The following is a 26,620-nucleotide window of genomic DNA, read 5'->3' on the forward strand; positions in this document are numbered from 1 at the left end:
ATGGCGTCAAACTACCTCGAACGGGTGTTTGAGAAAAAAGTTGAAAAGACCCTGTTCGGGTAGTGGCTATTTGCCTTGCTCTTCGGCTACGCTGCTGCAGATTGTGTAGGACAATTCACTTGGATGTGCGCCCCTCACCATGGGGTAACCTTACGCAGGGAAGCCATACCCGATGTCCATCCCCGAGGTGAACCTCCGTCCCATCGTGGACGCCGACCGGGCGTTCCTGCGCACACTCTATGGCACCACCCGTGCCGCCGAAATGGCCCTGCTGCCGTGGCCCCAGGCCGCCATCGATGCGTTCCTCGACCAGCAGTTCCAAGCCCAGCACGACTATTACCAAGCCCAGTTCGCCGGCGCCGACTTCTTCGTCATCGAAGTGGCGGGCGAGCCCGTCGGCCGTGCCTACCTGCACTGGACCGACAGCCACGTGCAGTTCATCGACATGGCCCTGTTGCCCGCCTGGTGCGGCCGCGGTATCGGCAGCCGGTTGCTCGGCCAGTGGCTGGCGCAAGCCGATGCCGACGGGCTCAGCGCCGGCCTGCACGTCACCCCTCACAACCCGGCCTTGCAGCTCTACCAGCGCCTCGGGTTCGAGGTCGTCGGCGAAACCGGCCTCTCCCTGAAAATGCGCCGAGCGGCGCTCACCACCGCCATTCGTGCCTGAAGGATCAGCTCCATGCATGCCATGCCCACGTTCGACGAACTGCAACAGGCCACCGGCAGCCACTTCCAGCTGTGGGTCAGCGACGAGCAGGCGCTCGAGGCGCAATTGCTGGCCGTGACCGAGGGCCAGGCCATGTCGCCACGCCACCAGCGCTATGCGGCGGAGTTCGCCCTGCCGGCCGGTACGATGCTGCCGCAGGCGGTGTTCCGTCTGTCGCCACCGGGCGAGGAGGGTTGGCTGCTGATGATGACCCCGGTGGGCCCCGATACCGAGGGGCGGCTGGTGCTGGAGGCGATTTTTCACGTCGAACGGCCGCTCTGAAGGCGTCTGGCGTGCGTGTCATTTCCCACGGGCCAGGCGGCCCGCCCTTGCAGTGTTGTCATAGGAGAGCAGTAGATGAGTGAGCCATTCGTTGGACAGATCACCTTGTTCGCAGGCAACTTCGCCCCTCGGGGCTGGGCCCTGTGCAACGGGCAGATTCTAGGCATCAACCAGAACGCTGCATTGTTCGCGATCCTGGGCACCACCTACGGAGGTAACGGCCAGAGCACGTTCGCGCTGCCTGACCTGCGTGGCCGTGCCCCGGTCCATACGGGTCAAGGGACGGGGACGAACAACATCCTGCTGGGCGAGGTGGGAGGGACGACATCGACCACCCTGACGCTGTCGAACATGGTGCCGCAGACCTTGAACATCCCTGCCGCAACGGTCTCGGTCGCCATCCCGGCCACCACCGGCACCGCCGAACTGGATACGCCTTCGACCGGTGCGGTGCTGGCCAAGTCGGTCGACACCACAGGCTCTGGGCCTGAGATCAAGATCTACACCGCCACGGCCACCGACACCACGCTCAAGCCATTCAACATCACTGTCCCGGCCAGCAAGGTGTCGGTCCTGGGGAGCAACCAACCGTTCACCAACCAGAGCCCTTACCTGGGCATCAACTTCATCATCGCGCTCGAAGGGGTCTTCCCGACCCGTAACTGAGGCCGGGCAACCAGCCGGCAGGACTGCGGGGCGCACATTGGCGCCCCGTCGTCCGTTCAGGATTTATCAACAAGGACAGGCCGTCCTCATTCGCAAGGATGGCAAGCATAACCAGCCCCAGGGCTGAGCGAGGGCATCATGGCATTCTGGAAACGCGGCAAGGACACCCACACCCACAACGTTTCCACGAGCCGGCCCAGACTCATCCAGGCCCTGGAGCCGCGCATGATGTTCGACGCCTCGGTGGGCGTGGTCGCCGACCAAGGCGCCCAGGCGGTCGAAGCCGCCGCGGCCGCCAGCGTGGCCAAGGACACCAGCGCCGCCAGCGACGCGGCCGGCAGCCGCGACAGCGCCACCCACGAAGCGGCCCACGAGGCGGCACCAGCCACCGCGCCAGTCACGGCGGCCTCGGGCAACCACGAAGTGGTGTTCGTCGACTCCGCCGTCAGCGACTACCAGAAGCTCATCGCCGGCCTGCCCGCCGGGGTCGAGGTGGTGGTGCTGGAGAACGGCAAGGACGGATTCAAGCAGATCGCCGACTACCTCAACGGCCGCAGCGACGTCACCTCGGTCGACATCATCAGCCACGGCGACAAGGGTTATGTCTACCTGGCCGGCAACGCCATCTGGGCCAACCAGCTGGCCAGCCATGGCGCGGACCTCGCGCGCATCGGCGCCAGCCTGGCGCCGGGCGGCGACATCCGTTTCTTCGCCTGCAACACCGGCGCCGGCAGCGACGGCCAGCTGTTCGTCAACGAAGTGGCGCGGCTCAGCGGTGCCGATGTGGGTGCCTCGTCCGATTCCACCGGCAACCGCGCCGGCGAGGACTGGGCGCTGGAGACCGTCTCCGGCGTGGTGGCCAGCGGCGTGGGCGTGCAGCGCGGCGACCTGTCGGGGTTCAGCACCTCGCTGGCGACCATCACCGTCACCAGCAAGAACGCTTCGCTCATCGCCGATGGCGATGGCGGGGTGACCCTGGCCGAAGCCATCCAGGCCGCGAACACCGACACCTCGGTGGACGGCTCCGCCGCAGGCAGCGGCAATGACATCATCGTGTTCCACCAGAACCTGAAGGGCGAGACCATCCGCTGGACGTCGGCCACGGCGCTGGCCGTGACCAGCAACATCACCATCAACGGCGATGTCGACGGCGATGGCAAAGGCGACATCATCTTGAGCGGCGACGCCAACGACAACGGCGTCCGCGATGTCCTCGAAGCCTCGGGCCTGCAAAGCAACGGCGGTGGCGTGCTGACCGTGCGCAACCTGGATTTCCGCCATTTCTCCAGCAACATCGCCGGCGGCGCGATCCGTGCCGCCGGCGGTTCGATCACCGTCGAGGACTCCAACTTCGAAAGCAACGCCGGCACGGTGATCAACTCGGCGACCACGGCGGGCTCCACGGTGGTGGTGCGCAACACCACGATCCACGACAACAGCGCCAGCATCGTCGGCGGCACCGCCATGTCGACCCTGGTGCGCCTGGGCGGCGCCAACAACCATGTGCTGGAAAACGTCGCCATCTACAACAACACCGGCACCTACGGCGCCACCGGCACGGTGGCGGCCGGCTCGATCATCGTGCTCAGCAACAGCGGCGGCACGGTGCGCATCACCAACAGCACCGTGGCCAACAACGTGTTCCTCAACACCAGCACCGGCAGCATCACCTCGGGCGGCCTCGGTTGGGCCAGCGGCCAGGCCGGCACGGTGACGGTGCAGAACAGCATCTTCACCGGCAACACCGTGAACGGCACCCAGCTCGATGCGGCCACCAATGGCGGCGTCGGCGGCGGCTACACCAGCACCACCAACCTGATCGGCGCCTCGGTCAACTTCGTCAACACCGCCACCGGCGACTACCGCCTGGCCAGCACCGCCAGCAACGCCATCGACCAGGGCACCCTCGCCGGCGCGCCGCTCACCGACCTGCGCGGCTTCGACCGGCCCCGTGGCGCGGGTGTCGACATCGGCGCCTACGAGGTGCTGTACTCGGCGCCCCCGGTGGTCGACCTGGACACCGGCAGCGGCGGCAACGACAGCACGGTCAACTTCACCGGCAGCCCGGTGGCCATCGTGCCGAACATCAGCCTCACCCAGACCGACGGCGACACCCAGGTCAGCGGCGCGACCCTCACCCTCGGTGGCGTGCTCGACGGCGGCAACGAAACCCTGTCGCTCAGCGCCGGGCAGATCGCCACGGCGGCCAGCTACGGCATCACCATCAGCGGCTCCGGCACCACGGTGCTGTCGCTCAGTGGCGTGGCCACACTGGCCCAGTACCGCTCGATCCTTGCCGTGGTGGCCTACGGCAACAGCACCGGGGCCTACACCAGCGGCACCCGCAGCGTGACGGTCAGCGTCAACGACGACATGGGCAGCACCACCCGCACCGCTTCGGTGGTGGTCCAGCCGGCCAATGCCGCGCCGGTGATCGCCAACCTCAACGGCGACAGCCAGACCTTCAGCCAAGGCGCTGGCGCCGTGCTGCTCGACAGCGGCAGCAATGCCACGGTCACCGACAGCGACTCGGCCGACTTCGCCGGCGGCAACCTGACCGTGGCGGTCAGCGCCAACGGCGTCGCCAGCGAAGATGTGCTGGGCATCCGCCACCAGGGCAATGGCGCCGGGCAGATCGGCGTCAGTGGCAACACGGTGAGCTACGGCGGCGTGGCCATCGGCACCTACACCGGGGGCACGGGCGGCGCCAACCTGGTGCTGACGTTCAACAGCAGCGCCACGGCCGCGGCGGTCCAGGCCGTGGTGCGCAACCTCACCTACGACAACAGCAATGCTGCCAACAGCATCGGCCAGGCCACCCGCACCCTGTCGGTCACGGTCAACGATGGCGACGGCGGCACCTCGAGCGCGGCGTCGGTGTCGGTGGCCATCCACGAAACCGTCCCGCCCACCGCCACCATCACCCTCAGCGACACGGCCCTGAAAGTGGGCGAGACCGCGACGGTGACCATCACTTTCAGCGAGGTGGTGAGCGGCTTCACCAACGCCGACCTGACCGTGGCCAACGGCACCCTGAGCGCGGTATCCAGCGCTGATGGCGGCAAGACCTGGACCGCCCTCTTCACCCCGACCAACAACATCAGCAACGCCAGCAACGTCATCACCCTGAACAACGCGGGCGTCACCGACCTGGCCGGCAACGCCGGCGCCGGCACCACCAGCTCGGCCAACTACAGCATCGACACGGTGCGCCCGACGGCGACCATCGTGGTCACCGACAGCAACCTGGCCGTCGGTGAAACCTCGCTGGTGACCATCACCTTCAGCGAGGCCGTGACCGGTTTCACCAACGCCGACCTGAGCGTGGCCAACGGCACCCTGAGCGCGGTGTCCAGCAGCGACGGTGGCATCACCTGGACGGCCACCTTCACCCCCACCGGCAACATCACCGACAGCAGCAACCTGATCACCCTGGACAACACCGGCGTGACCGATATCGCCGGCAACGCCGGCACCGGCAGCACCAACTCGAACAACTACGCCATCGACACCCAGCGCCCGACCGCGACCATCGTGGTCGCCGACAGCAACCTGAGGATCGGCGAGACGTCGCAGGTGACCATCACCTTCAGCGAGGCGGTGACCGGCTTCACCAATGCCGACCTGACCGTGGCCAACGGCACCTTGAGCGCGGTGTCCAGCAGCGATGGCGGCATCACCTGGACCGCCACCTTCACCCCGGCCAGCGCCATCACCGACGCGACCAACGTCATCACCCTGGACAACACCGGGGTAACCGATAGCGTTGGCAACGCCGGCGCCGGCACCACCAACTCGAACAACTACGCCATCGACACCGTGCGCCCGACCGCCACCGTCGTGGTCGCCAACAGCAGCCTGGCCATCGGCCAGACGTCGCTGGTGACCGTGACCTTCAGCGAGGCGGTGAGCGGCTTCACCAATGCCGACCTGACCATCGCCAACGGCACCTTGAGCGCGGTGTCCAGCAGCGACGGCGGCATCACCTGGACCGCCACCTTCACCCCCACCAGCAACATCGCCGACACCAGCAACCTGATCACCCTGGACAACACCGGCGTGACCGACCTGGCCGGCAACGCCGGCAGCGGCACCACCGACTCGAACAACTACGCCATCGATACCGTGCGCCCGACCGCGACCATCGTGCTGGCCGACAGCAACCTGACCGTGGGCGAAACCACCACGGTGACCATCACCTTCAGCGAAGCGGTGAGCGGCTTCACCCTGGCCGACCTGACGGCGCCGAACGGTGCCCTGAGCGGGTTGTCCAGCAGCGACGGCGGTATCACCTGGACGGCCACCTTCACCCCGACGATCAACGTGCAGGACGCCACCAACGTCATCACCCTGAGCAACACCGGGGTGGCCGACCTGGCCGGCAACGCCGGCGCCGGCACCACCAGCTCGGCCAACTACACCGTCAGCACACTGCAGCCCACGGCGACGGTGGTGGTGAGCAACCCGGCCCTGCGCGTGGGTGACACCAGCCTGGTGACCTTCACCTTCAGCGAGGCGGTGACCGGCTTCACCAATGCCGACCTGACCGTCGCCAACGGCACCTTGAGCGCGGTGTCCAGCAGCGATGGCGGCATCACCTGGACCGCCACCTTCACCCCGACCGGCAACATCACCGACAGCAGCAACCTGATCACCCTCGACAACAGCGGCGTGGTCGGCGCGAGCAGCGGCAATGCCGGCTCCGGCACCACCAGCTCGAACAACTACGCCATCGACACCCAGCGCCCGACCGCGACCATCGTGGTGGCCGACAGCAACCTGGCGATCGGCCAGACGTCACTGGTGACCATCACCTTCAGCGAGGCGGTGAGCGGCTTCACCAACGCCGACCTGACGATCGCCAATGGCACCCTGAGCGCGGTGAGCAGCAGCGACGGTGGCATCACCTGGACCGCGACCCTGACCCCGGCCGCGGGCATCACCGACACCAGCAACCTGATCACCCTGGACAACAGCGGCGTGACGGACATCGCCGGCAACGCCGGCACCGGCACCACCGACTCGAACAACTACGCCGTCGACAGCCAGCGCCCGACCGCCACCATCGTCATCGCCGACCCCAACCTGAGCGTGGGCGAGACCACCACGGTGACCTTCACCTTCAGCGAGGCGGTGACCGGTTTCACCAACGCCGACCTGACGGTGGCCAATGGCACCCTGAGCGCGGTGAGCAGCAGCGACGGCGGCATCACCTGGACCGCGACCTTCACCCCCACCGCCGGGGTGCGGGACCTCAGCAACGTCATCACCCTGAACAACACCGGTATCAGCGACCTGGCCGGCAATGCCGGCGTTGGCACCACCTCGTCGGCCAACTACACGGTCGACACCGTCGCCCCCACGGCCACCGTCGTGGTCGCCGACAGCGCCCTGCGCGCCGGCCAGTCGAGCCTGGTGACCATCACCTTCAGCGAAGCGGTGAGCGGCTTCACCCTCGCCGACTTGAGCGTGGCCAACGGCACCCTGAGCGGGTTGAGCAGCAGCGATGGCGGCATCACCTGGACCGCGACCCTCACGCCCACCGGCAATGTCGAGGACGCCAGCAACCTGATCACCCTGGACAACACCGGCGTGGTCGGCGCGGCCTCCGGCAACGCCGGGGTGGGCAGCACCGACTCCAACAACTACGCCATCGACAGCCGCGTGCCCAGCGTGACCAGTGTCGGTGGCCCGGCGGGCGTCGCCTACAACGCCGGCGACACCCTGGTGTTCGTGGTCAACGCCAGCGAGGCGGTGCAAGTGGCCGGTTCGCCGCGCCTGGCCCTGGACATTGGCGGGCACACGGTGTTCGCCGACCTGGTGGCCGGGGCGGGCACCACCACCCTGGTGTTCCAGTACACCGTCCAGCCCGGCGACAACGACAGCGACGGCGTCACCGTGACCGGGCTCAGCGCCAACGGCGCGACCCTGACCGACGCCGCGGGCAACGCCATGAACCTGACCCTCAACGGCGTGGCCGACACCCGCCAGGTGCTGGTCGACACCCAGGCACCGACGGCGGTCGGCATCGTCACCCTCGACCCGTCGCCGAGCAACGCCCAGAGCGTGCGCTTCACGGTGACCTTCAGCGAGCGGGTCAACGGTGTCGACCTGAGCGACTTCAGCCTGGCCACCAGTGGCTCGGCCAACGGCACATTGACCGGCCTGCAAGCGCTGGGCGGTGGCGTGTACGTGGTCACCGTCGGCGGCGTCAGCGGCACCGGCACCCTGGGGGTGAACCTGAAAGCCAGCGCCACGGGCATCACTGACGTGGCCGGCAATGCCCTGGTCGGCGGCCTTACTGGCGCGGTGTACAGCATCGACCGCGATGCGCCCACGGTGGGCAGCGTCAGCGTGCCGGTGGGCGTGCCCTACAACACCGGCGATGTGCTCACCTTCGTGGTCAACACCAGCGAAGCCGTGGTGGTCGATGGCGTGCCGCGCCTGGCCCTGGATGTCGGCGGGCGCACCGTGTACGCCGAGTTCGTGGCCGGCTCCGGCACCCCGACGCTGGTGTTCCAGTACCAGATCCAGGCCGGCGACAACGACAGCGACGGCGTCCAGGTGCTGGGCCTGTCGGCCAACGGCGCGACCCTGCGCGATGCCGCCGGCAATGCCCTGACACCGGGCCTGAACAATGTCGGCGACACCCGCGGCGTGACCGTCGATGGCACCCCGCCGACAGTGGCCTCGATCGTCGCCAACCCCACGCCAACGCCCGGCAGCCAGTCGTTCACCGTGACCTTCAGCGAGAACGTCAACAGCGTCGACCTCAACGACTTCCAGTTGGTGAGCAACGGCAACGCCACCGGCACCCTGCAGTCGCTGACGCGCCTCGACGGCCGCACCTGGCAGGTCAACGTCAGCGGCGTGGCCGGCGCCGGCAGCCTGGCCCTGGCGCTCAAGGCCAGTGGCACCGGCATCACCGACAGCGCCGGCAATGCCCTGGTGGGTGGTTTCACCGGGCAAGGCGTGGCCCTGCAATCCAACGACGGCGACCCGGAGTTCCGCGCCTATCCACCGGCGCACTCGCTACCGACCAGCCCGGGCACGCCGCTGGTGTCGACGCCGATACCGGTCACCGCGCCGTACCAGTCGCCGTTGCTGCCACAGCCGCTGTTCGAGGTATCGAGCGCGGGCGCAGGCCTGCCGCCGCTGGGCAATATCTTCATCAAGGACGGTGCATTGGCGCCCAGCTACCTGGCCCAGGTGTTCGCCGGGCAGCAGGGCGGCAGTGGCATCGGCAACGGTTCGGGGGTCGGCTTCCTGGGCTTCGGTGGCGGCGACGCCAACGTGTTCGGTGCCAGCAGCCTGGCCAATCTGTTCGACAAGACGCTGCCGGATGAAGGCGGCCCGTCCGACCTGGCCGGGAGCAAGCTGCTCTCGGCCGCAGGCAAGGGGTTGAGCGGGGCGCCGACCCTGGGGCAGCAGTTGCAGGCCTTCCGGGAGGGGGAGCAGCGCCAGGCCAGGCAACTGGCCCAGGCGCTGGGGCAGGTCGAGGTACCCGCGCCGCAGGCATGAGCCCACGGACGCGAGCAAACCATTAGAAGAAAGGCAGTGCCGTACCAAGGGGGCGGACAGGGATGAGCAAAGCATCGAGGATTTTCGCGGTAAGCATGCTGGCGCTGGCAGTGACGGGGTGCGCGGTCAAGACCCAGCCCATCGACCGCAGCGTCAGCGAACAGCGGGCAAGGGCGGACCTGGCCAACATGTTCAAGGGCCAGGAGGCGCTGCAAGGCCCGCTGACCCTGCACCAGGCCATGGCCCGGGCGGTGAAGTACAACCTGGAGGCGCGCCTGAAGGTCATGGAGGAAGCCCTGGCCCAGCGCCAGGTCGACCTGGCCACCTTCGACATGCTGCCGCGCATGGCGCTGTCGGCCGGCTACGCCGGGCGCAGCAACGTCAGCGCCTCGAGCAGCCGCAGCGTGCTGACCAACACCCAGTCCCTGGAACCTTCGACCTCCCAGGACCGCGACCGCGACGTCGCCGACCTGACCATGGTGTGGAACGTGCTCGACTTCGGTGTCAGCTACGTCAGCGCCAAGCAGCAGGGTGACCAGCGCCTGATCGTCCAGGAACGCCGGCGCAAGGTGGTGCAGACCATCATCCAGGACGTGCGCTCGGCCTACTGGCGCGCGGTGGCCGCCGAACGCCTGCTCAAGCAGATCGACACCCTGATGGCCCGGGTCGAGCAGGCCCGCGACAACAGCCAGCGCCTGGGCGACCAGCGCATCGGCGACCCGATCCAGGCGCTGAGCTACCAGCGCGCGCTGATCGAAGCCACCCGGCAACTGGAAGAACAACGCCGCGCCCTGTCCCTGGCCAAGACCGAGCTGGGCGCGCTGATCAACCTGCCGCCCGGCACCGAACTGACCCTGGCCGCCACCGACGACTACAGCGTGCCGGAGCTCAAGGTGGGGCTGGAAACGCTGGAGCAGCACGCCCTGGCCACCCGCCCCGAATTGCGCGAGCAGGATTACCAGGCACGCATCAGCGCCGCCGAAGTGCGCAAGTCGATGCTGCGCATGCTGCCGGGCCTCGAGTTCTCGGCGGGCGGGCACTACGACAGCAACAGCTTCCTGATCAACCAGCACTGGGCCGACTACGGCGTGAAGGTGACCTGGAACCTGTTCAACGTGCTCTCCGGGCCGGCCTCCATCGACGTGGCCAAGGCCGGCGAGCAAGTGGTCGAGGCGCGCCGCCAGGCCATGTCCATGGCCATCCTCGCCCAGCTGTACGTGGCCAACGCCAACTACAACGAAGCCCGCCGCCAGTTCGCCACCAGCCAGCAACTGGTGGCGCTGGACGAGCAGATCGTCGAGCAGTTGCGCAACCGCCACCAGGCGCAAGGCATCGGTGAGCTGGAGCTGATCCAGGGCGAGCTGAACGCCCTGCAGGCCGACCTGCGCCGCGACCTGGCCTACGCCGAGCTGCGCAACAGCTACGGCCAGGTGTTCGCCAGCGCCGGCCTCGACCCGCTGCCGCAAAGCCTGCCCTCCAACGAGCTGAGCGACATCGCCCAGGCCCTGGGCAACAACGAAGCGCGCTGGCAACGCGGCGACATCACCCCCGGTTCCTGAACGCAAACCAACACAAACCTCTGTAGGAGCGGCTTTAGCCGCGATCACCCGCAAAGCGGGTGGCGGACACCGCGTTGTTTGCATCGCGGCTGAAGCCGCTCCTACAGGGCCCCGCCAGCCTAAATCCCCATCACCTAACAACGGCCAACACATATTCCAGCAACTGCCCCACCGCCACCGGCAACGCCACCCGCCCGGTCTCCACCACCAACTCCGGCCCATCCGGCGCTTCATACGGCGCATCGATCCCGGTAAACCCCGGCAATTCCCCCGCCCGCGCCCGGCGGTACAACCCCTTGGGGTCACGCGCCTCGCAAACGGCCAGGTCCGCCTTCACATGCACCTCGTGAAACCCCGCCCCGCAGGCCCGGCGCGCGGCGGCGCGGCCTTCCCGGTACGGCGAGATCAACGCCGCGATGCAGATCAGCCCGGCATCGGCGAACAGCGCCGCCACCTCGCCCGTGCGGCGGATGTTTTCGTGACGGTCTTGCGCAGAAAAGCCAAGGTCGGCGTTCAGGCCCGTGCGCAACACATCGCCATCGAGCACATAGCAGGCATGCCCCAGCTCGGTGAGCTGCCGCGCCAGGCCCTCGGCCAGTGACGATTTACCCGCGCCCGAAAGCCCGGTGAGCCAGATGACCGCGCCACGCCGGCCCTGCGCCGAAGGGTGTCGCTCGCGTCCTGCGTCGTGCACGTTGGGAAACTCCGTATGCAAACCGTTCAACATGGTGCGGAACCTGTGCCGGCAGATGCCTGCTCAGCCTCCGCCGGGACTTTGACAAACACGCTGTATTTACCGTGTTCCATCGCTTCAAACGCGATCAGTTTTTCCACCAGCGGCCCATTCAGCACCTTACCCGCATTGAGCAGCAACATCCCGTTCTCGGCGCTGAGATTGCGCGCCAGCACCATGCCTGCCACCAGCTCACGCGTGGAGCACATCCTCACCTCCGGGTCCATCAAGGTGATGTCGCTGAGCACCGCCGCACAAACCTGCACGAAATCCTCCAGCAGGCCGGGGTCATACACACGCCCGGCATACTTGCGAAGGTAGAGTAGTGCTTCGTCACTGTTCAGCGAACGCTCGAGAATCAGGCCACGCTGCAGTTCGGTGAAGTCCACCGCAAGCTTGAGCAGGCGGGCGCCAAAGGGAATGGCTTCACCCTTGAGCTGGTCCGGGAAGCCCCCACCGTCCCAGTGTTCCTGGTGATGCAGGATCAAGCGAGCGGCGTCCTTCATCGGGTCCAGGGTCATGAGCAGCGTCTCGCTCTGGCGCGGATAGTCGCGGTAGCGCTCGCGATCGGTGTGGGTCAGCAGGTCCGCCGGGGCGATGACCATGCTGTCGGGCCAGCTCATCTTGCCGATGTTGTACAGCGCGGCCGCCATGGCCAGGTCGCGGCTGGTCGATTCATCCACGTTGTGCGCCTTGCAGTAGTAGCGCACCAGCTCGATGATCTGCCGGTTGGTCTGCTTGGCCGGGGGCAAGCGCAGGTTGGCCAGCATCGAGAATACCTCGGTGCCGGTGACATAGCTGTGCTTGAGCTCCTCGTAGGCCAGGTCGAGCATGTCGGCCGTCTGCTGCAATTCGGCGGTGCGGGCCGTCACCCGTTTTTCCAGGTTCAGGTTCAGCAGCTTCAGTTGCGCATTCTGCTTGCGCGCCAGCACCTCCAGGCGCTGGCGTTCCCGTTCGGAGTGCTGGTGTTCCAGGGCCTGGCGCAGCGTCAGGAGCATTTCGTCGTCGTTCCAGGGCTTGCTGATGTAGCGATGGATACGCCCTTCGTTCACCGCCTTGATGATGGCCGCGGGGTCGGCGTAGCCGGTCAGCATGATCCTGGCGGCCGCCGGGTGGCGTTGGTGCACCTGCGCCAGCAAGGTGGCACCGTCCATCGCCGGCATGCGCGCGTCGCTCATCACCAGGTCCACCGGGTGATGCGCCATGATCTCCAGGGCCTGTTCGCCACTGCTGGCCAGCAGCACGTCATACGGCTGGCTGCGCAACAGCCGGCGCAGGCTATTGAGGATGGGCTCTTCGTCGTCGACAAGCAGTATCGTCGGGCGTTGCTGCGCAGCAGGTGATGCTTGCTCTTCCATGGCTGGCCTCACGCGGTCTGTCCATAAACCCGGGCCTTGCCCATTGGCGTAGCCCTGGGCCAAAGGCTAGATCATTTTTCGAGGCACCATCATCAGCCCATGGGGCTGCGTGCCACAGGCAGACCGCGGTGATCGCAACTAACCTGATAGCGAGCAGTCGTCCGGCCAGGGATAAAGGAATCTCCCAGATGATCGTACAAAGGATCTGTCGGTACCTTCCCATCAGGTGCGGCTTGCGCTTGTGCCTGCTGGTACTGCTTGGCCTGCCCGTCGGTGCCTCGGCCGAGCCATTGAACGAGCCACTCAAACCCCTGCCGGATACCCCCAGGCTGGACGCCAGGCGTGTCGAGTTGGGGCGTCGGCTGTTCAATGACCCCCGCTTGTCGCTCGACAACACGCTGTCCTGCGCCAGTTGTCATCGCCTCGACAAATACGGCGCCGACGACCGCGCCTTCTCGGCGGGGGTCGATGGCCTGCTGCTGACGCTCAACACCCCGACGGTGTTCAATGCCAGCCTGAACTTCCGGCAGTTCTGGGATGGGCGGGTCGAGTCGCTCGAGCAACAGGGCAACGCGGTCGTCACCAGTGCCCACGAAATGGGCGGGGACTGGCGTTTCATCGTCGATCGCATCAAGGGCGACGGTGCCTTTGCGCAGCAGTTCGCCGCCGCCTACCCGGATGCCGTGACCCAGGCCAACATCCTCGATGCCCTGGCCGACTACGAGCGCACCCTGCTGACCCATGGCGCGCGTTTCGACCAGTACCTGCAGGGCAACACCGACATCCTCAGCTTGCAGGAGAAGTACGGTTACCAACGGTTCAAGGACTATGGCTGCATTGCCTGCCACCAGGGCGTGAATATCGGCGGCAACATGTTCCAGAAGTTCGGCGTGTTCGAGGATTACCTCGCCGCCCGCGGCAACCCCACCGCAGCTGACCAGGGGCGCTTCAACGTCACCGGTGACGAAGCCGACCGTGGCGTGTTCAAGGTGCCGAGCCTGCGCAATGTGGCGATGACCGCGCCTTACTTCCATGACGGCTCGGCGGCGACCCTCGAAGAGGCCGTCCAGGTGATGTTCAAGTACCAGCTGGGGCGCGTGCCGAGTGAGGAGGACCTGAAGCTTATCGTGCTCTTCCTCAGGACCCTCACCGGTGAACAGGCGGGGCAGCCATGATCAGGCTCTCCCGGCGTGGCAGCTTGCTGTTGCTCAGTGGCGCCGTGCTGGCCCTGGTTTCAATGCTGGTGTTCCTGTACCTGAAATCCGACGCTGAGCAGACCCAGACCTACAACCTGTCCCGCGACCTGATACGCCAGCTCAAGCAACAGGATGCCCTGTGGGAAAGTGAAGTGCTCAAGGCGCGGGTGGTCGCCGTGAGCAACTACGACCCCCTGGTCACGCCGCTCAAGGAGATGAACCGCCTCTGGGCGCAGTTCGACAGCCTGGAGTCCGAGAATGGGCGCAACGACTCGCGGCATTGGAGCGAGGCCCATGACGGCTTCCTTGAGGCACTTGGGCAGAAGGCGCGCCTGGTCGAGCAGTTCAAGTCGCACAATGCGTTGCTGCGCAACTCCCTGGCGTTCCTGCCGGCCGCCGAAGATGGTGTCCAGGCCCAGTTCGGCAAGGTGGCCGACCCCGATAGAAGGGAAGTGCACGAGTTCGCGACCGACACCTACGACTTGCTGCTCAGCGCCTTGGAGTTCGCCCAGGTGACCTCCGCGGACAAGGCCGCCGAAATCGAAGTCGGCTTGAGTACCCTGGCGGTCAATGTGCAAAGCCTGCCGCAGGAGTTCCAGACCCCGGTCCGGCTGATGAGCAATCACGTCGCGCTGATTTTGCGCGAGCAACCGATCGTCAACGGCCTGCTGGAACAGATCGAGGCGATACCCGTCGCCGAACGGCTGGACAACCTCACCGACCTTCTGGATCGCGACCAGCAACAGGTCGAGCAGAACGACCACAGGTATCACGTCTACACGCTGTTGCTCTCAGGGCTGCTGATGCTGTCGGTGGTGGCGTTGGCGATGCTGTTGATCCGCAGTTTTGCCGAAATACGGCGGGTGAACAGCGCGCTGCAGGCGAGCAACGACGTATTGGAGCTGCGGGTCGAGGAACGCACCCGTGAGCTCAAGGATGCCCAGAGCGAGCTGCTCAGCGCCGCGCGCCAGTCCGGGATGGCGGAAATCGCCACCAATGTCCTGCACAACGTCGGCAACGTGCTCAACAGCGTGAACACCTCGTCGGAGCTCATTGCCCGCACCCTGCGCAGCAGCAAGACCCAAGGGCTGGGCAAGGCCATGCAACTGATCAACGAACACCCCGACGACCTCGGCCACTTTTTCACCGAAGACGCCAAGGGCAAGCTGTTGCCCGGCTACCTCAACCAACTGGCCGGCGCCATTGCCCAGGAGCAGCGCGACCTGGTCGGCGAGCTTGAGCGGATGAACAAAAGCCTCGATCACATCAAGGAAGTCGTGGCGACCCAGCAATCCTATGCCGGCGCCAAGAGCATGCCCGAACCGCTGTTCATCCATGAGCTCATCGAAGATGCCCTGCGCATGAACACCGGCGCGCTGACCCGCCATCAGGTGACGGTGGTGCGCGACTTCGGCCAGGTACCGCAGGTCATGGGCGACCGCCACCGCCTGTTGCTGATCCTGATCAACCTGATCAGCAACGCCAAGTACGCCATGTCAGGGCCCGCCAACCGCCAGCGGACCATGACCTTGAGCACCCGGGTCGTCGAAGGCGAATTCCTGGAAGTGAGCGTAAGGGATGAAGGCGAGGGCATCGCCCCGGAGAACCTGCAGAAGATCTTCGCCCACGGCTTCACCACGCGTAAGGAAGGCCACGGTTTCGGCCTGCACAGCTGCGCCCTGGCCGCCATCGAGATGAATGGCCACCTGACCGTCCATAGCGACGGCCCAGGCCTGGGGGCGCTGTTTACCCTGCAGATCCCGCTGGTTGCGGTGATGGAGGATGCATGAGCGAGCTGACTAACCGCCGTATCCTGCTGATCGACGACATGCCGTCGATTCACGAGGACTTTCGCAAGATCCTCGCCCCGGCCAACACCCAATCGGCTGAACTGGACGCGATGGAAGCCCTGTTGTTCGGCGAGCCGGCCAAGCCGGAGCAACCGTTGTTCGAGCTGGCGTCGGCCTATGGCGGCGAGGAAGGCCTTGGCATGCTGATACGGGCTTTGCAGGCGCGACAGCCGTATGCACTGGCGTTCGTCGACATGCGCATGCCCGACGGCTGGGACGGGGCGAAGACCATTGAACAGCTGTGGCAGCACGACCCGCAATTGCAGGTGGTGGTGTGTACCGCCTATTCCGATTATTCCTGGGACGAATTGCTCGACCGGCTGCAGGCCCATGACCGCCTGCTGATCCTGAAAAAGCCCTTCGACAACATCGAGGTCCAGCAGATGGCCAGCACCCTGCTGACCAAATGGGAGATGACCCAGCGCGCCTCGCTGAAGATGCATCAACTGGAGCAACGGGTGGAGCAGCGCACCCTGGAGCTCAGGCAGGCCGGCGAAGCCCTGCAACGGGAAATCGACGAACGCAAGCAACTGGAAAGCCAGCTGGTGCAGTCGGAAAAACTCGCCTCCCTGGGCCAGATGGCGGCCGGCGTCGCCCACGAAATCAACAACCCCATCGGCTTCGTGTCCTCCAACCTCGGCACCTTGGAGGGGTACTTCAAGCAACTGACGACCCTGCTCGACGCCTATCGCAGTGCAGAGCAGGCGCTGGGCGACAGCGAAACCACCCGGCACTTGCAGCACCTGCGCGAGCAGCTCGAGCTGGACTACCTCGTTGAAGACATTCCCGTGCTGATCAGCGAATCCAAGGACGGAATTGGCCGCGTGGGGCAGATCGTCAAGGACCTGAAGGACTTCTCCCGGGTCGACAGCACACAGCAATGGCAGTGGGCCAACTTGCAGCAGGGGATCGATTCGACGCTGAACATCGTCGCCAGCGAGCTCAAGTACAAGGCCGACGTCATCAAGCAGTATCAACCGCTGCCCGAGGTCGAGTGCCTGCCGTCGCAGATCAACCAGGTGATCATGAACCTGGTGGTCAATGCCGCGCAGGCCATGGGGCCGCAGCGCGGCACCATCACCTTGAGCACCGCCCAGCAAGGCGACACGGTCTGCATCGAGGTTGCGGACACGGGCACCGGGATAGCCCCGGAAAACCTGCAGAAGATCTTCGACCCCTTTTTCACCACCAAACCCGTCGGGCAGGGAACCGGGCTGGGCCTGTCGCTTTCCTACGGCATCATCAAGAAGCACGGTGGCGAGATCACCGTGGCCAGCCAGGTGGGGGTGGGCACCACGTTTCGTGTGCAGTTGCCGGTCAGCCAACGCGCGGCGTGCTGAGCGGCCTGGGCCAGGCGCGTGTCATGGCGAATCATTCGACACTGCGGCGTACGCCCTCGATGTAGCGCATCACCGCCGGCGACTTCTCGAAGCGCCGGTGCACCAGGCTCAGCCACGAGCTCGCCTGGTTGTCGGCAATGTTCCGGTAGTTGACTTGCGGCAAGCTGATGCGCTGCACCACCGACGCCGGCACCACCGCCACGCCCTGGCCCAGCGACACCAGCGTAAGCACCGCCACCAGGCTCCCCGGCTGCGGCCCCAGGCGCGGCGCGAAGCCGCCCAATTGGGCGATCGCCAGGGTGCCGGAGATCTGCTCAGGCAGAATGAACGTTTCCTCAGCCAGGCGCGCGGCGTGAATCGTCTTCAGCTCGTTGAGCCGTGAACTGGCCGGCAGCGCCAGCACGAAGCCTTCCTCGTGCAGGGCGATGGCCGCCAGGGCGTCCGGCAGTTCCATGGGCGAGCGCAGGTAGGCCAGGTCGAGCTGCCCCTCATCGACCAACGCCGGCAATGCCAGCATCGGCACTTCACGAATGTTCAGGCGCACTTCGGGGTAGCCCTCGGCGAACTGGCTCACCTGCTGTTGCAGGATGCCCGAGTAGGCCGCGGAGGCCACATACCCCAGCTCGATCCGCCCACTCTCACCCCGCCCGGCGCGCCGCGCGCCCAGTTGCGCGGCATCGAACTGCCGCACCGCGTGCTCGGCCTCCACACGCAAAGCCTCCCCAGCCGCCGTCAGTTGCACCTCACGCTGGCTGCGCTGGAACAGCAGCACCCCCAGCTCCGCCTCCATGTCCTGGATCTGCCGCGTCAGCGTCGGCGGGGCGATGCCCAATTGCTCGGCGGCACGGGTGAAATGGCCGTGCTGGGCCACGGCGAGGAAGTAGCGAAAGTGACGGATCTCCATGGGGCCTCGTTAGCCAGCGGCTAATGACGCCGAACGCGCAGGCTAACAAGCCCCGCGCCCGGCAGCGGTAAGGTGAGAACAACACTACAAGGCTGGCACCGTGACCGCAAAGCCGCCCCTACACAAAACCCGTAGGCGCCGGCTTGCCGGCGAAAGGCTTCACACCGCCCACGCAGACCAGCCATCCAGCGGAGCCTTGCCATGTCCACCCCCAGCGCCTCGGCGCGTTTCACCCTGTTCACCGCTTCGGCCGTGTGCGCCCTGATCATCCTCGACACCAACATCGTCGCCGTCAGCCTGCCAAGCATCGCCCGCGACCTGTCCGGCTCGTTCGCCGACATCGAATGGGTGGTCAGTTCCTACCTGCTCGCCTTCGCCGCCTGCCTGCTGCCCGCCGGCAGCCTCGCCGACCGCTTCGGCCGCCGCCGCATGCTGCTGCTCGGCCTCGCCCTGTTCGGCGCCGCCTCGCTGGCCTGCGGCGCCGCGCCGGACCTGCTATTCCTCAACCTCGCCCGCGCGGCAAAAGGCGTCGGTGCGGCGTTGCTGCTCACTGCCGCGTTGGCCGCCATCGGGCATCGCTTCCATGAGCCCGAGGAGCGCTTGCGGGCCTGGGCCTTCTGGGGCGCCTGCATGGGCGCGACCATTACCTTTGCGCCGCTGCTCGGCGGCCTGATCGCCAGTACGCTTGGGTGGCGCTGGATCTTCTACATCAACCTGCCGCTGGTGGCGGTGCTGACGCTGATGGTGCTGCGTAGCGTGGAAGAGTCCCGCGACACCGCTGCTGCCCGGCTCGATCCCCTCGGCAGCCTTACCTTTGCCGGCAGCCTGGGTTACCTGATCTGGGCGTTGATCGATGCCAGCCGCGTTGGCTGGGACAGTGCGCCTACCTTGGGGCGATTAGTGATCGCAGCGTTCCTGTTCGGGGTGTTCGTGATGGTCGAGCGCAGCCAGGCGCGGCCGATGATCGACCTGGCGCTGATGCGCAGCGGGCGGTTCATTGGGGCCTTGCTGGGGATGTTTGCCTATGCCGCTTGTGCCCAGGTGATGATGACCTTGTTGCCGCTGTACCTGCAGAACGGCTTGCAGCTGTCGGCGCTGGCGGCGGGGGCGGGGATGTTGCCGTTTGCGCTGGCGATGTTGCTGACACCGCGGGTGGGGATGCGCTTGGCCACGCGGTTGAGTGCGGCGCAGGTGTTTGCGTTGGGGTTGGTGTTGGTGGGGATGGGGAACCTGGCTTGCGCTTGGGCGGTGGGGCACGGTGGGTATGGTGCTTTCGCCTTGGCCAGCCTGGTGCTTGGCGCGGGGGCAGGGCTGCTGAATGGGGATACGCAGAAGAACATCATGGCGTGCGTGCCGCGTGAGCGGACGGGGATGGCTTCGGGGTTGAGTACGACCACGCGGTTTACGGCGATTGTGTTGGCGATTGGGGTGCTTGGGGGGATTTTGGCGGGGCGGAGTGCGCAACTGCTGCGTGAGGCGATGGTTGGGGTGGCGCCTGAGGCGTTGGGGATGGTTGGGGAGATGGCGACGCGGGTGGCGGCGGGGGATTTGCAGGCGGCGTTGGGGGTGCTGGAGCCGGGGTTGCGTGGGGTGGTGGCGCCCTTGGCGCAGCAGGCTTTTGTGGGTGGGTTTGAGGCGGTGTTGCAGGTTGCGGGGGGGATGGCGTTGGTGTTTGCGGTGGTGGTTGGGGGGCTGCTGGGGAGACCGTTGCCTCAGGCTCAGGGGCAAATCGTTCGGGTATGAAAAAGGCACTTGGTTGCCCACGTGCAAGAGAGCTTTTGCCAATGGCCTATCGAAGCTGCCAATGCAGACCGGTGAATATCCTGATGGTCATCACCTTGGGGATGCATGCATTAAAGGTTGCAATGGCATAGTGACATCAGTGATGCTTGTTTGATCCATTTTTAGTGCGGGAGCTTTTCCAGTACAGACCAGGCCCAGCCATGCTGGACCGAGGCCGTGCAGGCAGGGGAGGGTGTCAGAAATTTTGTGTTCGGGCATAACATGAGTAAGAGGTGCATGTATGCCAACCAAAAAGAAACCCTTGCGTGACCTGCCCAAAATCCCCAAAGAGCTGCTGGAGCAGTTCGGTGAGGGCCTGATGACCGCAGAAGCTATCGAGGATGCCTCTGCGGCGTTCAAGAAGGCCCTGATCGAACGCGCTCTGCATGCCGAGCTTGGCCACCACCTGGGCTATCCGCCGGGCGCGCAGCGCCCAGAGGATGAAACCAACCAGCGTAACGGCAAGAGTGGCAAGACGGTTTTAACGGGGGATGGCCCACTGCGGCTGGAAATTCCTCGCGATCGAGACGGCAGTTTTTCGCCCATTCTGATCCCCAAGCACGAGCGGCGGTACACCGGTTTCGATGACAAGATCATCGCCATGTACGCCCGTGGAATGACGGTCAGAGAGATCCGAGCCTTTTTGTCCGAGCAGTATGGAACAGAGGTCTCACCCGACTTCATCAGCTCTGTGACAGACGAGGTCATGGACGAGATTGGCGCGTGGCAACAGCGGCCACTGGAGCCGATGTACCCGGTCATTTTCTTCGATGCACTGCGGGTGAAGATCCGCGAAGAGGGCCTGGTGCGCAACAAGGCCATTTACCTGGCCCTGGGCGTCCTCCCCGACGGGACGCGGGATATCCTGGGCATCTGGATCGAGAACACCGAGGGCGCGAAGTTTTGGATGAAGGTCTTTAACGATCTCAAGACGCGCGGTGTCGAAGATGTGCTGATTGCCGTGACCGATGGCCTCAAAGGTATGCCAGAGGCTCTCAGTGCCGTGTTTCCAGAGACGACGTTGCAAACGTGCATCGTGCACCTGATCCGCAACAGCCTCGACTTCGCGGCCTGGGACAAGCGGCGGGCTCTGGCCAAGGAGCTGAAGCCGATTTACCAAGCCATTAATGCTGAAGCGGCTGAGCAAGCACTCGATGAGTTTGAGAACGGGCCGTGGGGCGAGAAATATCCAACGGTGGTGGCTGCCTGGAGACGCGCCTGGGATCGAGTGATTCCATTTTTCGTCTTCCCACCGGCCATCAGAAAGGTGATTTACACCACCAACGCCATCGAGAGCATCAACGCCCAGCTACGCAAGGTCATCAAGACTCGCGGGCATTTCCCGAATGATGACGCAGCGACCAAACTGATTTGGCTGGGATTGCGCAACATAACAGCCAATTGGGGAAAACCGGCCCATGATTGGAAAAGCGCGATGAATCAATTTGCGATTCTGTACGGAGATCGGTTCATCAGGCCGACCTGGTGAGAATCAGGGCCTGCCTGACGGCAGGCCGTTACCGGCCCGCACACAAAAAATCTGACAGTCCCGGCAGGGCGATTTTCGTGCATGCGAAGCTCACCCCGCGCTGTTGCGATGCGATCCCCAAGTTGAAGGTGATCCCCCATCGCCTAGAACTGCTGTCCACCATTTAACTGAGATTCATACATTTGAAAAAGCTTTTGTTCATTGCAAGCCTTACCGTGGGGCTAACCGGTTGCACATTCACAGGAGCCAACGAAGTAGCACCAGGTCAGTTCATGATCACTAGCCACGGCAGCATATTCAACTCACGCGAGGGCCTGCTGGAAAACATCAATCAAAAGGCCGCGAAGGTGTGCCAGGGCAAGCCCTACCATCTGGAAGGTGATACCGGTGCCAACATGCTCGTAAGTACTCCTACACAAATTGGCCCAACGCCGACCACGGTTCTTGGGTTGACAGCCATTTGTGAAGATCGGTGATGAGACTCCGCTCCCGCGCCCATGCAAGCTGGGGGTAGTTGGGAAAAAGCAATGGACATTGCGGGAAATTGCCTACACCGCTGGCATGGATGTATTGACCGTCTAGAGACGGTTCATTTACCGGATCCCAGGTACAAAAAAAGACGCCCGAGGGCGTCTTTTTCTTTGGATTTGGTGGGCCGGGGTAATTTGAATTAAAACAGTAATATATTGATAAATATAGTTAATTTCGGTTTGTATTTTGGTTTGGGATACCGATTGGAATACTGCGACATGTGTTTCAGCTTTACAAATGACCAGTCTGGCTGCCCGCTGCCGGGCGCCCCTGGTTCAAGCGCGATCACTTAGCTAAGCGAATACGGAATAACAGGGTTCCTTTCACGATCTTATCGAGCTATCCAGCATCATTAGAATAATGACCAGAAACAGCTTGTTGGAAAGGTTAGCGCAGTCACGCAGCTTACGTCGGTTGGCATTGACGAGATCTGTGTGTCAGTACGTGAATCAGCCACGGCTGCTGTTCCTAGGGGTTGCTCACCAGCCAGACATGCGCTCAGGCTTAGATTTTGAGGCTGCGCTGAACACGCAATAGTATGTCAATTATGAGTACAGGTGCGATCTACACCGGACATGAAAATCCGCAAGAACGTGCTAGTGATGGCGAACGCGTCAGTAGTGACTGAGTGGATTGTTTACCTGTTCATATGTCCAGTGTTGGCGTCGAAAGCTTAGCGGCTTAATGTGCGTGGCACACAGAGCGGCAGTCCAGCCTCTACGAAATCATGGTGACTCACCTACGGTGTGAGAACAGCGCAAAAAATAGGGCCAATGTGCTGGCCCGACGAGGCCGAAGTAGATAAGGTGCGCCAGATTTCCGAAGGCAGAGCTATCGCTTCGCTATAGATATCTGTTGACCCCAGTGAGGCGCTGGTACCCTGGACAGCTCCTGAGTACACGCGAGACGACGTCTGCTCACTTACCTTTTTTACCCAGCTAGGATTGCCAATGGCTATCAAGAAATCCGACCTTTACTCCTCCTTGTGGGCCTCGTGCGACGAGCTGCGCGGTGGGATGGATGCCAGCCAATACAAGGACTACGTCCTGTTCATGCTGTTCATCAAGTACATCTCCGACAAGTACGGCAATTCGGATGACTTCGCGCCACCGGTTAACATTCCGTTGGGAGCCAGCTTCAAAGACATGATCGCCCTCAAGGGCGATGCTGACATTGGCAACAAGATCAATACTCAGATCATCCAACCGCTGATTGATGCCAACACCCGGCTAGCCCGCAGCGATTTTCCTGACTTCAACGATCCGAATAAACTCGGAGAGGGGAAGGATATGGTGGAAAAGCTAACTAACCTGGTGGCGATTTTCCAGAAGCCCGAGCTGGACTTTTCGCAAAACCGTGCTGACAACGACGACATCCTTGGCGACGCATACGAATATCTGATGCGTCACTTCGCCACCGAAAGCGGCAAGAGTAAAGGACAGTTCTATACGCCTTCTGAGGTCAGCCGAGTCATCGCCCAAGTCATCGGCATAAGCCCGGCCAATGCGGTGGCGAAGACGAGTGTCTATGACCCGACATGTGGCTCAGGCTCCCTGTTGCTGAAAGTGGCTGACCAAGCGGGGAAGCACATTACGTTGGAAGGGCAGGAGATGGATGTAACCACTGCCGGCCTCGCCCGGATGAACATGATCCTGCATGACTTCCCGACCGCCAACATTCTGCAGGGCAACACGTTGTCCTCGCCCAAGTTCAAGGACGGTGAGCAGCTGCGTACCTATGACTACGTAGTGGCAAACCCACCTTTCTCGGTCAAAAGCTGGAGCGTTGGATTGACCCCAGCTAATGATCCCTATCAGCGCTTTGCCTGGGGTGAGCCGCCGGCCAAGCAGGGCGACTATGCCTTTTTGCTGCACATCATTCGCTCGCTTAAAAGTACCGGCAAAGGCGCTTGCATCCTACCTCACGGCGTGCTTTTTCGTGGCAATGCCGAGGCAGTGATTCGTGAGCAACTGGTGCGCTCAGGTTACCTCAAAGCCATTATTGGCCTGCCGGCCAACCTGTTTTTCGGCACAGGCATTCCCGCTTGCATCCTGGTGCTGGACAAGGAAAACGCCAGTGCGCGCAAAGGCATTTTTATGATCGATGCGGCCAAGGGTTTTATTAAAGACGGACCGAAGAATCGTCTGCGCGATCAAGATGTTCACAAGATAGTCGATACCTTCACCCGAATGGCAGATGTGTCGCGTTACGCGCGTATGGTTCCATTCGACGAAATCAGCGATCCGAAGAACGACTTCAACCTTAACCTGCCTCGCTATATCGATAGCACTGAGCGTGAGGACATTCAGGATATCGACGGCCATTTGCGGGGGGGCATTCCGGAGCGTGATATCGATGCGTTTGACAGCTTCTGGCAGGTGATGCCTGCATTGCGTGCAGCATTGTTCAAGGTGGCCAGTCACCCGGGTTATTTTGAGCTTGTCAGTCCTGAGGTGAAGCCGGTCATCTTCGGTCATCCGCAGTTCACGGCCTTCAAGGCTAGTGTGGATAAACTGTTCAATCACTGGCTGGCGGATAGCGTACCTCAGTTAAAAGGCTTTGCAGCCAACAGCCACCCTAAGGAACTTATTGCCACACTGTCCGAAGACCTGCTCAGTGCTTTCGCCGAAGCGCCTTTGCTTGACCATTACGACATCTATCAGCACTTGATGGACTACTGGGCGGAAGTTATGCAGGACGACTGCTATCTGATTAGTGCCGACGGCTGGAAGGCCGCTGCCAAAGCACGTGAAATCCACAAGGTAAAGGACAAGAACAGCAAGCTGACCTGGGCTGAGAAGCATGATTATTGCCAAGGTAAGCGCCGCTTTAAGTCGGACCTAATTCCGGTCGAGATTTTAATTGCCCGCTATTTCATGGCCGAACGTAGTGCTATTGAAGATTTTGAGGCCCGGCTTTCCAGCGTCGAGCAAAGCATGAATGAAATGCTTGAAGAGCACAGTGGTGAGGATGGCTCGCTGAGCGAAGTGGTCGAGGGTGAGGGTGACAAGCAAAAGGTCACTGCCAAAGCGATTAAAGCGCGTCAACGCGAGATTGGCTTGGACGCGGATTATGAGGATGAGCTCAAGGTATTGCTCGAATATGAGTCATTGATCGATCAGCATAGCAATCTAAAGGCGAAGCTCAAAAAAGCAGAAGAAGAACTCGAGGACAAGATCCACGCGAAGTACTCGCTGCTTGGTGAGGACGAGATCAAAAGCCTAGTGGTGGAAGATAAATGGGTCGCGACCCTGGCTGCTGCCGTACAAGGCGAACTTGACCGAGTCTCTCAGACTATGACCGGACGCATCTGCGAGCTGAATGATCGCTACGCCACATCTCTGCCACAGCTCAGCGATGAAGTGGAAACCCTTGGTAATCGTGTGGCAGAACATTTGAAAAAAATGGGGGCGGCATGGCAGTGAAGCCGGGCTACAAGCTAACGCGGGTGGGCGTCATTCCAGAAGAATGGGGCGTGAAGCCGTTTGGAGCGCTTTTTTCTTTCCGAAATGGAGTGAACGCAGACAAAAGCGCCTACGGACAGGGAGTTCGGTTTATCAATGTACTGGAGCCCATAACGTATTCGCATATTCACGGTCCTGAAATCCAAGGCCAGGTTACGTTACCCGAGGCTGTTTCCATGTCCTACGAAGTTAGGCGTGGTGATGTTCTTTTCAATCGGACCTCCGAGACTCAAGAAGAGGTTGGCTTGGCTGCCACCTATCTAGGTTCCGAGCGAGTTGTTTTTGGAGGTTTTGTAATTCGTGGCCGGCCGATTGACGGGAATTTTGATCCTGTCTATTCAGGATATGCTCTTCGTGCACCGTGGATTCGCTCGCAGATTATCCCTATGGGCCAAGGCGCGATTCGCGCGAATATTGGTCAGTCGAATTTGAGTCTTGTAGTTGCTCCTGTTCCGCCACTTTCCGAACAGCGCGTAATCGCCACTGCGTTGAGCGATATTGATGCGCTGTTGGGGGCGCTGGAGAGGCTTATCGCTAAGAAGCGCAACCTCAAGCAGGCTACTATGCAACAACTTTTCACCGGCGAAACCCGTCTACCGGGTTTCCATGGCGAGTGGGTGTTGAAGCGGTTAGGGGACCTCGCAGAAATGGGAAGTGGTGGCACTCCTACTTCTTCTGTTCCTGCCTACTATGACGGGAATATTCCGTGGGTTTCTATCTCCGACATGACTCAAGGCGGGAAGTACATTAATTCTACTGACCGTAACCTCACCCGTTTAGGTTTTGCAAGCTGTGCGGCGCAGATGTTTCCGACTGGAACAGTGCTCTACGCGATGTATGCCTCGCTCGGAGAATGCAGCATTGCAGGGATTCCGCTTTGTTCAAGCCAGGCGATTCTAGGCATTCGGCCTGGTGAAAGCTTGAATAATCAGTTTCTTTATTACTACCTCACGTCGCTGAAGCCTGTCGTCAAGTCGCTAGGGCAGCAGGGTACACAAGCGAATCTAAACAAAGGGATGGTTCAGGATTTTCGAATTTCTCTTCCATCGCTTCAAGAGCAAACCGCTATCGCGACCATACTGACCGATATGGATGCCGAGCTAGCTTCGCTGGAGCAGCGCCTGGTCAAAACCCGTAACCTCAAGCAAGGTATGATGCAAGAACTGCTAACGGGAAGAACCCGATTGCTATGACAAGCCTGAGCAAGGAAGCTATTCAATTGCGGCAGGCTACTGAGCA

At 63.0% G+C, this 26,620-nt stretch carries 16 protein-coding genes; 13 read left to right on the plus strand and 3 right to left on the minus strand.

The genetic code is table 11. The features are described 5' to 3' along the window. Positions 1–172: 172 nt before the first annotated feature. From JYG34_RS03435 to JYG34_RS03455, 5 genes are all read left to right on the plus strand, one after another. Entirely contained in the window at positions 173–667 is a 495-nt protein-coding gene (locus JYG34_RS03435; RefSeq protein ID WP_213659491.1) for a GNAT family N-acetyltransferase, read from the plus strand. A 12-nt stretch (positions 668–679) separates the two neighbouring features. Next, a complete protein-coding gene (locus tag JYG34_RS03440; protein ID WP_213659492.1) occupies positions 680–988 on the plus strand; it encodes a DUF6916 family protein in 309 nt (102 codons plus the stop codon). 75 nt (positions 989–1,063) lie between these two features. Further along, on the plus strand, positions 1,064–1,654 hold the full coding sequence (locus tag JYG34_RS03445) for a phage tail protein (RefSeq protein ID WP_213659493.1): 591 nt from the start codon (positions 1,064–1,066) through the stop codon (positions 1,652–1,654). Between the two features lie 138 nt (positions 1,655–1,792). Continuing rightward, positions 1,793–9,175 carry an Ig-like domain-containing protein gene (locus JYG34_RS03450; protein ID WP_249746212.1) on the plus strand — a complete coding sequence of 2,461 codons (7,383 nt, stop codon included), beginning with the start codon at positions 1,793–1,795 and terminating at the stop codon, positions 9,173–9,175. Between the two features lie 62 nt (positions 9,176–9,237). Further along, positions 9,238–10,734 carry a TolC family protein gene (locus JYG34_RS03455; protein WP_213659494.1) on the plus strand — a complete coding sequence of 499 codons (1,497 nt, stop codon included), beginning with the start codon at positions 9,238–9,240 and terminating at the stop codon, positions 10,732–10,734. Between the two features lie 130 nt (positions 10,735–10,864). Here the strand turns inward: JYG34_RS03455 and cysC are convergent, their stop codons facing one another. Together cysC and JYG34_RS03465 are read right to left on the minus strand one after the other, a co-directional pair. Then, entirely contained in the window at positions 10,865–11,461 is a 597-nt protein-coding gene (gene cysC, locus JYG34_RS03460; protein WP_249746213.1) for an adenylyl-sulfate kinase, read from the minus strand. Further along, positions 11,455–12,825, minus strand: coding sequence for an HD domain-containing phosphohydrolase (locus JYG34_RS03465; protein WP_213659495.1), 1,371 nt, complete (start codon positions 12,823–12,825; stop codon positions 11,455–11,457). The genes cysC and JYG34_RS03465 overlap by 7 nt, the downstream gene beginning before the upstream one ends. A gap of 188 nt (positions 12,826–13,013) precedes the next feature. Between JYG34_RS03465 and JYG34_RS03470 the strand changes: the two genes are divergently transcribed. Genes JYG34_RS03470 through JYG34_RS03480 form a run of 3 tightly spaced genes read left to right on the plus strand, consistent with a single transcriptional unit; the run spans position 13,014 to position 17,211 of the window. Further along, on the plus strand, positions 13,014–14,000 hold the full coding sequence (locus JYG34_RS03470) for a cytochrome-c peroxidase (protein WP_213659496.1): 987 nt from the start codon (positions 13,014–13,016) through the stop codon (positions 13,998–14,000). Further along, a complete protein-coding gene (locus tag JYG34_RS03475; RefSeq protein ID WP_213659497.1) occupies positions 13,997–15,811 on the plus strand; it encodes a DAHL domain-containing protein in 1,815 nt (604 codons plus the stop codon). Before JYG34_RS03470 ends, JYG34_RS03475 begins: the two co-directional genes overlap by 4 nt. Further along, positions 15,808–17,211, plus strand: coding sequence for an ATP-binding protein (locus JYG34_RS03480; RefSeq protein WP_213659498.1), 1,404 nt, complete (start codon positions 15,808–15,810; stop codon positions 17,209–17,211). Before JYG34_RS03475 ends, JYG34_RS03480 begins: the two co-directional genes overlap by 4 nt. A 31-nt stretch (positions 17,212–17,242) precedes the next feature. On the opposite strand, the gene JYG34_RS03485 is transcribed toward JYG34_RS03480, so the two are convergent. Next, the gene (locus JYG34_RS03485) at positions 17,243–18,115 is read right to left on the minus strand and encodes a LysR family transcriptional regulator (protein WP_213659499.1); all 873 of its coding nucleotides are present in this window, start codon (positions 18,113–18,115) and stop codon (positions 17,243–17,245) included. 201 nt (positions 18,116–18,316) lie between these two features. Between JYG34_RS03485 and JYG34_RS03490 the strand changes: the two genes are divergently transcribed. From JYG34_RS03490 to JYG34_RS03510, 5 genes are all read left to right on the plus strand, one after another. Continuing rightward, the gene (locus JYG34_RS03490) at positions 18,317–19,858 is read left to right on the plus strand and encodes an MFS transporter (RefSeq protein ID WP_213659500.1); all 1,542 of its coding nucleotides are present in this window, start codon (positions 18,317–18,319) and stop codon (positions 19,856–19,858) included. Positions 19,859–20,138: 280 nt separating this feature from the next. Continuing rightward, positions 20,139–21,386: an IS256 family transposase gene (locus JYG34_RS03495; protein WP_213657248.1), complete on the plus strand. Its 1,248-nt coding sequence runs from the start codon at positions 20,139–20,141 to the stop codon at positions 21,384–21,386. 272 nt (positions 21,387–21,658) lie between these two features. Further along, positions 21,659–21,862, plus strand: a complete 204-nt coding sequence (locus tag JYG34_RS03500) for a hypothetical protein (protein ID WP_213659501.1) — start codon at positions 21,659–21,661, stop codon at positions 21,860–21,862. A 1,005-nt stretch (positions 21,863–22,867) separates the two neighbouring features. Continuing rightward, positions 22,868–25,342, plus strand: coding sequence for a type I restriction-modification system subunit M (locus JYG34_RS03505; RefSeq protein ID WP_213659502.1), 2,475 nt, complete (start codon positions 22,868–22,870; stop codon positions 25,340–25,342). Next, positions 25,333–26,574 (plus strand): restriction endonuclease subunit S, encoded by a 1,242-nt coding sequence (locus JYG34_RS03510; RefSeq protein WP_213659503.1) that lies wholly within the window; start codon positions 25,333–25,335, stop codon positions 26,572–26,574. The genes JYG34_RS03505 and JYG34_RS03510 overlap by 10 nt, the downstream gene beginning before the upstream one ends. The last annotated feature ends 46 nt before the right edge of the window (positions 26,575–26,620 follow it).

The organism is Pseudomonas entomophila (genome assembly GCF_018417595.1).
Taxonomy (GTDB): domain Bacteria; phylum Pseudomonadota; class Gammaproteobacteria; order Pseudomonadales; family Pseudomonadaceae; genus Aquipseudomonas; species Aquipseudomonas entomophila_C.

What these genes read in the sequence shown, in the direction of transcription:
- JYG34_RS03450 (WP_249746212.1), top strand. Translation starts at nt 1,793, where the DNA reads ATGGCATTCTGGAAACGCGGCAAGGACACCCACACCCACAACGTTTCC.
- JYG34_RS03475 (WP_213659497.1), top strand. Translation starts at nt 13,997, where the DNA reads ATGATCAGGCTCTCCCGGCGTGGCAGCTTGCTGTTGCTCAGTGGCGCC.
- JYG34_RS03465 (WP_213659495.1), bottom strand. Translation starts at nt 12,825, where the DNA reads ATGGAAGAGCAAGCATCACCTGCTGCGCAGCAACGCCCGACGATACTG.
- JYG34_RS03470 (WP_213659496.1), top strand. Translation starts at nt 13,014, where the DNA reads ATGATCGTACAAAGGATCTGTCGGTACCTTCCCATCAGGTGCGGCTTG.
- JYG34_RS03455 (WP_213659494.1), top strand. Translation starts at nt 9,238, where the DNA reads ATGAGCAAAGCATCGAGGATTTTCGCGGTAAGCATGCTGGCGCTGGCA.
- cysC (WP_249746213.1), bottom strand. Translation starts at nt 11,461, where the DNA reads ATGTTGAACGGTTTGCATACGGAGTTTCCCAACGTGCACGACGCAGGA.
- JYG34_RS03495 (WP_213657248.1), top strand. Translation starts at nt 20,139, where the DNA reads ATGCCAACCAAAAAGAAACCCTTGCGTGACCTGCCCAAAATCCCCAAA.
- JYG34_RS03445 (WP_213659493.1), top strand. Translation starts at nt 1,064, where the DNA reads ATGAGTGAGCCATTCGTTGGACAGATCACCTTGTTCGCAGGCAACTTC.
- JYG34_RS03435 (WP_213659491.1), top strand. Translation starts at nt 173, where the DNA reads ATGTCCATCCCCGAGGTGAACCTCCGTCCCATCGTGGACGCCGACCGG.
- JYG34_RS03510 (WP_213659503.1), top strand. Translation starts at nt 25,333, where the DNA reads ATGGCAGTGAAGCCGGGCTACAAGCTAACGCGGGTGGGCGTCATTCCA.
- JYG34_RS03505 (WP_213659502.1), top strand. Translation starts at nt 22,868, where the DNA reads ATGGCTATCAAGAAATCCGACCTTTACTCCTCCTTGTGGGCCTCGTGC.
- JYG34_RS03500 (WP_213659501.1), top strand. Translation starts at nt 21,659, where the DNA reads ATGATCACTAGCCACGGCAGCATATTCAACTCACGCGAGGGCCTGCTG.
- JYG34_RS03440 (WP_213659492.1), top strand. Translation starts at nt 680, where the DNA reads ATGCATGCCATGCCCACGTTCGACGAACTGCAACAGGCCACCGGCAGC.
- JYG34_RS03480 (WP_213659498.1), top strand. Translation starts at nt 15,808, where the DNA reads ATGAGCGAGCTGACTAACCGCCGTATCCTGCTGATCGACGACATGCCG.
- JYG34_RS03490 (WP_213659500.1), top strand. Translation starts at nt 18,317, where the DNA reads ATGTCCACCCCCAGCGCCTCGGCGCGTTTCACCCTGTTCACCGCTTCG.
- JYG34_RS03485 (WP_213659499.1), bottom strand. Translation starts at nt 18,115, where the DNA reads ATGGAGATCCGTCACTTTCGCTACTTCCTCGCCGTGGCCCAGCACGGC.